At 44.4% G+C, this 9512-nt stretch carries 10 protein-coding genes; 1 reads left to right on the top strand and 9 read right to left on the bottom strand.

Features of this window, described 5'->3' with window-relative positions:
* Nucleotides 1-243: 243 nt before the first annotated feature.
* The 9 genes from V7K30_RS15185 to V7K30_RS15145 all read right to left on the bottom strand — a co-directional run bounded on the left by V7K30_RS15185 (nt 244) and on the right by V7K30_RS15145 (nt 8600).
* A complete protein-coding gene (locus tag V7K30_RS15185) occupies nt 244-1191 on the bottom strand; it encodes a F0F1 ATP synthase subunit gamma (RefSeq protein ID WP_335000484.1) in 948 nt (315 codons plus the stop codon).
* 147 nt (nt 1192-1338) lie between these two features.
* Nucleotides 1339-2859, bottom strand: coding sequence for a F0F1 ATP synthase subunit alpha (gene atpA, locus V7K30_RS15180; protein WP_335000482.1), 1521 nt, complete (start codon nt 2857-2859; stop codon nt 1339-1341).
* A gap of 219 nt (nt 2860-3078) precedes the next feature.
* Nucleotides 3079-3633, bottom strand: a complete 555-nt coding sequence (gene atpH, locus V7K30_RS15175) for an ATP synthase F1 subunit delta (protein WP_335000480.1) — start codon at nt 3631-3633, stop codon at nt 3079-3081.
* A complete protein-coding gene (locus tag V7K30_RS15170) occupies nt 3630-4202 on the bottom strand; it encodes a F0F1 ATP synthase subunit B (protein WP_335000478.1) in 573 nt (190 codons plus the stop codon). Before V7K30_RS15170 ends, atpH begins: the two co-directional genes overlap by 4 nt.
* Before the next feature lie 188 nt (nt 4203-4390).
* Nucleotides 4391-4822, bottom strand: coding sequence for a F0F1 ATP synthase subunit B' (locus tag V7K30_RS15165; RefSeq protein WP_335000476.1), 432 nt, complete (start codon nt 4820-4822; stop codon nt 4391-4393).
* A gap of 389 nt (nt 4823-5211) precedes the next feature.
* Nucleotides 5212-5460, bottom strand: coding sequence for an ATP synthase F0 subunit C (gene atpE / locus V7K30_RS15160; protein WP_335000474.1), 249 nt, complete (start codon nt 5458-5460; stop codon nt 5212-5214).
* A gap of 147 nt (nt 5461-5607) precedes the next feature.
* The gene (gene atpB / locus V7K30_RS15155; RefSeq protein WP_273762315.1) at nt 5608-6369 is read right to left on the bottom strand and encodes a F0F1 ATP synthase subunit A; all 762 of its coding nucleotides are present in this window, start codon (nt 6367-6369) and stop codon (nt 5608-5610) included.
* 60 nt (nt 6370-6429) lie between these two features.
* Nucleotides 6430-6870: an ATP synthase subunit I gene (locus V7K30_RS15150; RefSeq protein WP_335000472.1), complete on the bottom strand. Its 441-nt coding sequence runs from the start codon at nt 6868-6870 to the stop codon at nt 6430-6432.
* Nucleotides 6871-7418: 548 nt separating this feature from the next.
* Nucleotides 7419-8600 (bottom strand): class I SAM-dependent methyltransferase, encoded by a 1182-nt coding sequence (locus tag V7K30_RS15145; RefSeq protein ID WP_335000470.1) that lies wholly within the window; start codon nt 8598-8600, stop codon nt 7419-7421.
* Nucleotides 8601-8843: 243 nt separating this feature from the next.
* On the opposite strand from V7K30_RS15145, the gene V7K30_RS15140 reads away from it, so the two are divergent.
* Entirely contained in the window at nt 8844-9503 is a 660-nt protein-coding gene (locus V7K30_RS15140) for a vWA domain-containing protein (RefSeq protein ID WP_335000468.1), read from the top strand.
* The last annotated feature ends 9 nt before the right edge of the window (nt 9504-9512 follow it).

Raw genomic sequence — 9512 nt, 5'->3', positions numbered from 1 at the left:
TCAAATTGGTTCATATAATGAATTATGTTTTCACTTACAAGCATTGTTAACTGATTCTTGATCTGGCTTAAATACGACTTTTTCAGCAAGCCCTAAGTAAGATAGTTGGGTAAAATTTTTGGAGTAGTAAAGTTTTTTGTACTGATGACTGTTAACCGTCCACTAAAAACCAAAAATAGCTAATTGCTAGTTTGAAATCTACCAGCAATTAGCTATTTGTGATGGCTAGCAAGTGGCTATTCGCTAAGTTAATGCTTCTGCACCACCCACAACCTCAAGCAGTTCTTGGGTAATTGCCGCTTGTCGGGCTTTGTTGTACGACAGGGTTAGGGTGTTAATTAGTTCACCGGCATTTTCGCTAGCATTACTCATGGCTGTCATCCGTGCTGCTAGTTCACTAGCCGCCGATTCTTGCAGCGCCCGCAATAGCTGGTTACTCAGGTACAGGGGTAACAGAGAATCGAGAATCTGCACTGGATCTTGCTCGAAAATCATGTCAGGAGCCAAAGCGCGGACTTGCTTAGTCACTTTCTCCCGTTCTACTTCAAATTTACCGCCACGGGTTGTCAAGCGGAAGATTTCATCATCGGCTGCTTCTAGACCTTGCGGATCGAGGGGCAGTAAGGTTTGGATCACAGGACGGGAGCTAACCAAGGAAAGGAATCTGGTATAGATTAACTCGATGCGGTCTACTTTTTCCGATAGGAATAAGGAAAGTAGTTGGTCGGCAATCTGATTGGCTTCCGGTGCGGTGGGAATTTGCTCTAAGCCGCTGTAAGTAGCATCAATGGGCTGATCGCGGCGTTGAAAGTACTGCGTAGCTTTGCGTCCGACGAGCACAAATGTATAGTCTAAACCTTCTGCTTTGATTTCTTTGGCGCGGTTTTCTGCACGACGGATAACGTTATTATTGTAGCCGCCGCATAGACCGCGATCGCCTGAAATTACCAACAGCCCAACTGATTTAACTTGGCGTTTTTTTAGTAGTGGTAGGTTTGCTTCTTCAAAGCGCAGACGGCTTTGCAAACCATACAACACTTGTGCCAAGCGATCGGCAAAGGGGCGAGTCGCTAGCACTTGTTCTTGCGCCCGACGCACTCTAGCTGCTGCAACTAGGCGCATGGCTTCGGTGATTTTTTTGGTGTTTTTGACCGACTGAATGCGATCGCGTATTGCTTTTAGATTGGCCATAACTTTAAGTTCTGAGTCCTGAGTTCTGAGTCCTGAGTTCTGAGTTCTGAGTCCTGAATTTTAAATTTTGAGTTTTGAATGAAAAACTTTCTTCAACTCAACACTCATAACTACTCAGCACTCGGCACTCAGCACTCAGCACTGTAATTACGCTGCTGCTTTGAAGGTCTTCTTATATTCGGTAAGCGCTTCCTTCAACGCAGCTTCTTCTGCGTCACCTAATGCTTTGGAAGCTTGTACTCCTTGGGCATACTCGGTTTTACCAGTCTTTAAGTATTCCCGCAGACCTTTGGTGAAGGTGGTTACTTGATTTACAGGGACATCATCTAAGTAGCCATTAATACCCGCGTACAAAATTGCTACTTGCTCGTATACCGAGAGGGGCGAATTTTGTGGCTGTTTGAGGAGTTCGCGCAACCGTTGACCCCGTGCCAACTGGTCTTGAGTGGCTTTATCCAAATCGGAAGCAAATTGAGCGAAGGCTTGCAGGTCGTCAAATTGGGCTAGTTCCAATTTAATCTTACCGGCAACTTTTTTCATTGCCTTGGTTTGAGCCGCAGAACCCACACGGGATACGGAAATACCAGGGTTTACAGCCGGACGGATACCAGCGTTAAACAGGTCAGAAGAGAGGAATATCTGACCATCGGTAATGGAAATTACGTTGGTGGGGATGTATGCTGAAACGTCACCAGCTTGAGTTTCGATAATCGGTAGGGCGGTCATACTGCCTTTACCTAATTCATCACTCAGCTTTGCTGCTCTTTCTAACAACCGAGAGTGGATGTAGAATACATCTCCAGGATAAGCTTCGCGTCCGGGTGGACGACGTAGCAACAGGGACATTTGCCGATAAGCTTGGGCTTGCTTGGAGAGGTCATCGTAAATTACCAGGGTAGCTTTGCCCTTATACATAAAGTACTCAGCAATAGTTGCGCCTGTGTAAGGAGCTAGGTATTGCAGGGTTGCTGGTTCACTGGCACTAGCAAAGACAACGACGGTGTAATCCATCGCGCCTTTTTCTTGTAATGTCTGCACCACGTTAGCAACTGTGGAAGCCTTTTGACCGATCGCAACGTAGACACAAACTACATCTTCTTCTTTTTGGTTGATGATGGTGTCGATCGCGATCGCAGTTTTACCGGTTTGACGGTCACCAATAATCAATTCCCGCTGACCACGACCGATGGGAATCATTGAGTCAATAGCTGTGATACCCGTTTGCATCGGTTCGTGTACAGACCGACGTTCAATGATACCAGGTGCTGGAGATTCAATCAAACGACTTTCTGAGGACTTGATGTCTCCCTTGCCATCGATGGGGCGACCCAAGGCGTCTACAACTCGTCCAATTAAGGCTTCTCCTACAGGCACCTGGGCAATTCTACCAGTAGCGGTTACAGAACTACCTTCTTGAATTTCTATCCCTTCACCCATAAGCACCGCGCCCACGTTGTCTTCTTCTAAGTTCTGGGCGATGCCAATTGTGCCGTCTTCAAATTCTAAGAGTTCCCCAGCCATAGCCTTTTCGAGACCATAGATCCGGGCAATACCGTCACCAACTTGTAGAACAGTACCAACGTTAGCAACTTTGACCTCTTGGTCGTATTGCTCGATTTGTTGTTGGATTATGCTGCTAATTTCGTCAGGTCTAATGGATATGCTCATGTGTCTATCTTTTTTGCTTTCGAGACGGAAAAATTCAATAGTTAGGAGTGATGAGTTAAGAGTGATGAGTTAAAAAAGCAAAGGTTAAAAGTTAAAAGTCAAAATAAATTACTGTTTACTTAACTCCTAACTCCTAACTCCTAACTCCTAACAGACGCGATTAATCGCGTCTCTAACTCCTAACAGACGCGATTAATCGCGTCTCTAACTCCTAACTTTCTAGCTATTAGTTAAGCGCAATGAAAGGCGGCGTAGCTGACCCCGGATACTGGCGTCAATTACCTGCGAACCTACTTTAATGATCACACCACCAATTAACTCGCCCTCTACCTTGGTTTCTAGTTCTACCTGGCGAGCATTAGTTATAGCAATCACCTTTTCTGTGATTGCCTGCTGTTGAGCTTCTGTGAGGGGAACGGCTGAAATTACTTCCGCTAATACGGTTTGATTCAGCTGCCGCAACAGCGCCAGATACTGTTGGAAAATCGATTCCAAAAATGCAATGCGGCGTTTGTCTACTAGTATTAGCAAAAAGTTGCGTAAGTAGGGGTTAGCGCCTTCACCGAGTATTTGTTTGATGAGAGCTTTTTTGTTCTCAGACTGAATAAACGGATTGCTGAAGAAGTTTTGTAGCTGTTTGTCTGCTCTGAGCAAACCCAGGAAAGTCCGCGCATCTTCCCCGAACTCTTCTGTCAAATTTTTCGATTGCGCTATTGACAAAAGTGCCTGTGCGTAAGGTTGGGCTATTTCGCCTGCCGCTACTTTGCTTGTCATACATTGCCTCCGAGTTGTGCGATGCTGCGGTCAATTAAACTTTGTTGAGCATCGTCAGCAATCCCGCCTTTGAGTTGCGATTCGACTTTTTGCAATGCTAGATTAGCTACCCGCTGCCGCAGTTGAGCGATCGCTCGATCAGTTTCGGTGTTTAAATCTGCTGCTGCTGTTTGTTTCAAGCGTTCTACGTCTTGAACTGCCTTCGCTAACAAGGCTTCTTTCGCCTTTTGAGCGTTTTCTACGGCAGATTGGCGGATGCGTTGTGCTTCTGCCTGGGATTGCTTCAACTGCTCTTGCGCTTGGGAAAGGGCAATCTTTGCCTCTTTTAAGCGCCCTTCTGCTTCCTGAATTGCGGTGGCAATATTGGATTGTCGCTCGTTCAGGATATTGCTTAAAACCTTACGTCCGAAGTAGAATAGTATGCCAATCAGAATCGCTAGATTGATCAGATTGGTTTCAAAAATGTCTAGGTTTAGACCGAAACCACCTTCTGCTGCGCCTTCTGCCAATTCAGAGTGAACAGCGTTCGCTTCTGCGGCAAGTAATAAGAATGTCCCCATGATACCCATTTACAAGTGCGCTGCTCGCTTGCTAATACGTTGTATTTTCCCGAAGGGAAATTAAGTATCTTTCCCCTGTAGGGAAATTTAAGTATCTTTCCCCCGAAGGAGAAAAAGTGCCTTTTTTGACACTTAATTAAGCGCTCTGGACTAGGGCCCAGTTGCGCGTATGCTTTCACAGAACCAGTCTAGTTAGCTTATCTAACTGGAGTTGGCCCCAATAGTTTTTCTAGAATCTGCCTGCTGAGAGCATCAACTTGTTGCTCTAAGGTACGAAAAGCTTCCTGCTTTTGTTGTTCTATTTCAACAGCAGCTTGTTCTCGTTGAGACTGAGCTTCCTTTTGAGCCTCAGCGATTTTCTCAGCAGTAATTTTCTTAGCTTCAAGTTGAGCTGCTTCTACGGTAGCTTGCGATTGTCTGCGAGCGTCTGCCAGTTGCTGCTCATATTCGGTAGCCAAGCGCTCGGCTTTAGCCAAGCTCTCCCGCGCCTCAAGGGTATTCGTTCGGATATAATTATCGCGATCGTCTAGTACCTTGGTCAGTGGCTTATAGAAAATTGCATTCAACAAGGCTGCCAATAGCAGAAATTGCAATGCCATGAAGGGCAAGGTAGCATCGAAATCAAACATTTCTCTCCTCTTTGGCTGGAGTAGCAGTTTTCATGGCTAGCTACATCATCCAACCTTTCATATTTTAGAGACCCATAGCCAACAAGGGTCAAGTAATTTTGGATTTTAGATTGACGATAGCGTCGCGTTAGCGTTAGCGAAGCGGTAGCGAGGAACGAGCGTCCGTAGGAGCGTCTTTTAGATTTTAGAGCAGCCATAGCTCAGGGGCATGTACCGAAAACTCTTGATAATCCAAAATCGTTCGCATAGCGTCTCGCAGAGAAGCCGAAGTCCAAAATCTAAAATCTCAAATTGTTAATCAACTACATCAGAACGACTAAATTCCCAAAATATTTAGATTGTAGAGGCGTGATGATTCACGTCTCCACACTCACAAAAACTTTTAGGACTTATGCCGAGAAGGGGTTAGCAAACAGCAATACCAGGGCAATCACTAGACCATAGATAGTCAAGGATTCCATGAATGCCAAGGTTAATAGCAGAGTACCGCGAATTTTTCCTTCTGCTTCAGGTTGACGAGCAATACCTTCTACTGCTTGTCCAGCAGCATTTCCTTGACCAATACCAGGGCCAATTGCAGCTAAACCAATCGCTAAAGCAGCAGCGAGAACTGAAGCAGCCTGCACTAATGGATCCATGTTGATTTTCCTTGCTTTGATTACAAAATTAACAAAAGTACGTTAACGACTAGAGACGTGTTTTTCACGCTGCACCGAGTTCTTTGATCGCGCTTTGCGATGTTTTGAGCGAACATGCTCTTGGAACTGTGCTATCAACTGAGAAGTTTAATGCTCCTCATGTTCTTCTCCACCATGTCCCTCCATAGCCTCATGAATGTATGCTCCGGCTAGGGTGGCGAAAACCAGGGCTTGAATGGCACTGGTAAACAAACCCAAGGCCATTACAGGCAGAGGTACAAATAGAGGAACTAGCAGCACCAGCACCGCTACTACCAGCTCATCCGCCAAAATATTACCAAATAGACGGAAGCTTAGGGAGAGGGGCTTGGTGAAATCTTCGAGAATTGCGATCGGCAATAGAATAGGTGTTGGCTCTATATATTTCTTAAAGTAGCCCAAACCTCGTTTGCTAAAACCTGCGTAAAAGTACGCTAAGGAGGTCAGCAATGCCAATGCAACAGTCGTATTGATGTCATTGGTGGGAGCTGCTAATTCGCCCGAAGGTAGCTTGATGAGCTTCCAGGGAATTAGCGCACCTGACCAGTTGGATACGAAAATAAACAAGAACAATGTGCCAATAAATGGCACCCAAGGGCGGTACTCTTTCTCACCAAGTTGGTTTTTTGCCAAATCACGAATAAATTCTAGGGCATATTCCATCAAATTTTGGATGCCCTTGGGAATTCTTTGTGCGTTGCGAGTAGCAGCTATTGAAGCCACTACTAAAATGCTAATCACAAACCATGAGGTGAGAAAAACTTGCCCATGAATTTTAAGATTGCCCAATTGCCAGTAGAAATGATGACCTACTTCTAATTCGGCGAGGGGAAAAGAATTAAAGGCGTTTAAGACACTAAGCATTTGCATTCTTCAAGCATTTTCCCCAACGAGCGAGGATGGGATTACTATCTTTGTGAGCCTGACTTTTTAAGAATCAGGAATGAACGCAATTTGCACCATATAGACGAGGAGCGTGGCTTTGTAAGTTAGAAATCCCAAAAATATAGGCAAAATCTGTAGCTCACGCCATTGAGTTGCCACGATCATGACTCCCATAAATAGAGCAAAACGAGTTTTGCTCAAACTGGTTTTCTCACTACCGAGCTGCTCAACGTCTCTAGCCAGCATTTTTAAGTAAACCACACCTGTACACGCCCCAATTAAATAATTTAGGGCAATGTTTAAGGAATAAAAAATCCACACAGAGATAAAAATAACCCCCGTCAAGACAAGCGTGATTACTAACAATCGCTGGAAGAGTTGATAGAACTCTTGCATAGAGTTACCTGATTCTGTCTCTCCAGAACCAGTTTTAGCATCTTGTTGCGTTGTCGGAGTGGGCGCAATTGATTCGTCTGACAAGCTCACGAGACTTGAAACCAGTACAGCTAAACATGATGACTGCACATTCAGTCAGATGAATCATATCACGATCCGGTAACAATACTTTAGGAAAAAACAATTAACTTCTTGTCAACGTTAGACATTCAGTAAGATCGCGCTCACAGAAGCGAGAGAGCGGCTGATGATATGAAGGAGTGTGCGGGTGAATAATCAATAATCGCTGCCTGAAAATTCAAAATTTCTTCCAATTTCAGCTTTTTTGAGTGAATAATTGTCCTCCAAAGTTATTATGTAGCATCTTGGTGTTTGAATTAAGTCGGTGTCAAGAAAATCAACTGGTGCTTGAAGAGTGTATGGGCGTACCGCAAATCAGAAATCGGAGAGTAGCGGTTTGTGATTAAATATCGCACCACTGCTGAATTTCAGAAAACTCCAACTTTTAGAATGTAGAATAGCCCGCTTATTGGGCACTTTCCTAATCTACATTAATTTGCCAAAAGTGGTGATGCGCGATCGCGCATCACCACGAGTATAAATTGCTTTTGTTAACTCCGTATCAGAGTGCAATCCAATTAAGCCGGTGTCAATAAAATCAGATGCTGCTGAAGAAGTGTTCTTACCCCATCCAATCCCAGTTGCACACCTGCCAAAATCTCTGCAACTGTTGAATTAGCATCACACTTTTGCATAAATTCAAACTCTACTACAGATAAATTAACAATCTGGTAATTGTAATTAAAAAAACATTGACTGGGAAATCCTTCAATACAAGGATTAAGTTCGGGAATGGCTGCCAATAGGGCGTTATCGTCTGACCAGTCGGACTTAATTAAGGGAGGACGACCGAGGAAAAACTCGTAATGAGTTACTTCTGGATCTAGTAATTCTATCAGGCGATAAAGCTGGCGATCGCTCAATTCTTTTGCCCGTTCGACTAACTCTGGTGCTTTGCCCAAAAGCCTCTCCAAATCCCAGAAACTCGGATTCGAGAAACCAATAAACTCCAATCCCGAAGCATCAATTAATTCAAACAGCGTCTCAATGTTGTAGTCAATTTCCTGGGGATGAACGTACATATCAGCAAAGTGTTCATCCTTGTGGTTTTCTAATGACCAACGCTGCTTTTCGTATTTGACAATTCGGTTGTTTTCTGGTAGTGAAGAAAATATTTGTCGCCCGACTTGGACACCATCGCGGTAGTCGCCTTTTTTGTCACCTTGGAGAAGTGCGATCGCTTTTTGCATGAGTTGAATTTCCCAGCGTCCCAATTCCCCGTACACAAAAATGTGCATAAAACCGCCTGGGGCTAACTTCTTCGCCAAAGCTTGAATACCGCGAATGGGATCAAGGGTATGATGCAAAACGCCAACACAGTTAATTAAATCAAACTCACCCGGCAACTGTTCCACATCAAACAAGCTGAGGTGATGAAATTCAACACGGGTAGCCCCTGAACGTTGACAACGTTCTTTGGCTACAGCTAAAGCGCCTGTACTGAGGTCAATTCCCACAACAGAAGCCTGGGGATTGAGGTGAACCAGGTACTCTGTACTCACCCCTGTACCGCAACCTGCATCTAAAATCCGAATATCTTGCCTTTGGGGTTTTTGACCTGTGCAGAAGTTATGAGCGGCTGGCCAATTCCAGCGCCAGTTATAGCCTGGAGGTGGTTCATCCAACAGGGCTTCCGGCGGAAAGGGGTAGGTATTGTAGAGTTTGGCAACAGCAGCACTAACAGTTTGGGAATCGGACATGATGAGGAATAACGCAGCATTTCTGAGTTTAGCGAATGCTGGACACTTCAGGTAGACAAATAATTGCGATCGTTATCAAACCACACATCTATGGAATTATCGGAAAATGCGGCGCTGGATTATTTCAATTTAAGGTAGCTATAGGTATTTTTTCAGTAAAAACACTACTGCTTAAGTATCGATTAACTAGTAAATTTTAACTAATGTATTTCGTATAATAAATTACTTAATTTGGAGCATCGAATGTCTGTAGGAATGCCTGAATTCGTTGAAAATCCAGAAAATCGTTGCCCTGTAATTCTCTTACTTGATACTTCTGGCTCTATGTCAGGTCAGCCTATCCAAGAGTTAAATCGAGGACTTGCTGCTTTCAAAGAAGATGTACAAAAAGATTCCCAAGCATCGCTGAGTGTGGAAGTGGCAATAATCACATTTGGCCCCATAGTTCAAGTGGTGCAAGACTTTGTGACGATTGACCAATTTACACCGCCTATATTGGAAGTAGGTGGTCTTACCCCAATGGGTGCGGCGATTGAGTCTGCTTTAGATTTTTTAGAAACCCGCAAACAGACTTATAAAGACAACGGTATCCATTATTATCGCCCTTGGGTGTTTTTGATTACAGACGGAGTGCCATCAGACTCCTGGCAATCAGCCTCGCAAAGATTGACAGAAGCAGAAGCACAAAGCCGACTGTCATTTTTTGCAGTTGGTGTACAGGGTGCTGATATGAATATCCTCAAACAAATTTCTCCACCTCAACGTCCACCAGTTATGCTTAAGGGCTTGGATTTTCGTGAGTTATTTGTCTGGCTTTCTGCTTCGATGAAACGGGTTTCTAGTGGCAAAGTAGGGCAGGCTGTAGCTTTACCGGCTGTGGGATGGGGTCAAATTACCAGTTAGAGGAAATTT

This window comes from Nostoc sp. (assembly GCF_036917655.1).
GTDB lineage: Bacteria > Cyanobacteriota > Cyanobacteriia > Cyanobacteriales > Nostocaceae > Nostoc.
This window is presented reverse-complemented; position numbering and strand designations above follow the sequence as displayed.

Coding starts and splice junctions, on each gene's coding strand:
- V7K30_RS15185 (WP_335000484.1), bottom strand. CDS start 1,191: ATGGCCAATCTAAAAGCAATACGCGATCGCATTCAGTCGGTCAAAAAC.
- atpA (WP_335000482.1), bottom strand. CDS start 2,859: ATGAGCATATCCATTAGACCTGACGAAATTAGCAGCATAATCCAACAA.
- atpH (WP_335000480.1), bottom strand. CDS start 3,633: ATGACAAGCAAAGTAGCGGCAGGCGAAATAGCCCAACCTTACGCACAG.
- V7K30_RS15170 (WP_335000478.1), bottom strand. CDS start 4,202: ATGGGTATCATGGGGACATTCTTATTACTTGCCGCAGAAGCGAACGCT.
- V7K30_RS15165 (WP_335000476.1), bottom strand. CDS start 4,822: ATGTTTGATTTCGATGCTACCTTGCCCTTCATGGCATTGCAATTTCTG.
- atpE (WP_335000474.1), bottom strand. CDS start 5,460: ATGGATCCATTAGTGCAGGCTGCTTCAGTTCTCGCTGCTGCTTTAGCG.
- atpB (WP_273762315.1), bottom strand. CDS start 6,369: ATGCAAATGCTTAGTGTCTTAAACGCCTTTAATTCTTTTCCCCTCGCC.
- V7K30_RS15145 (WP_335000470.1), bottom strand. CDS start 8,600: ATGTCCGATTCCCAAACTGTTAGTGCTGCTGTTGCCAAACTCTACAAT.
- V7K30_RS15140 (WP_335000468.1), top strand. CDS start 8,844: ATGTCTGTAGGAATGCCTGAATTCGTTGAAAATCCAGAAAATCGTTGC.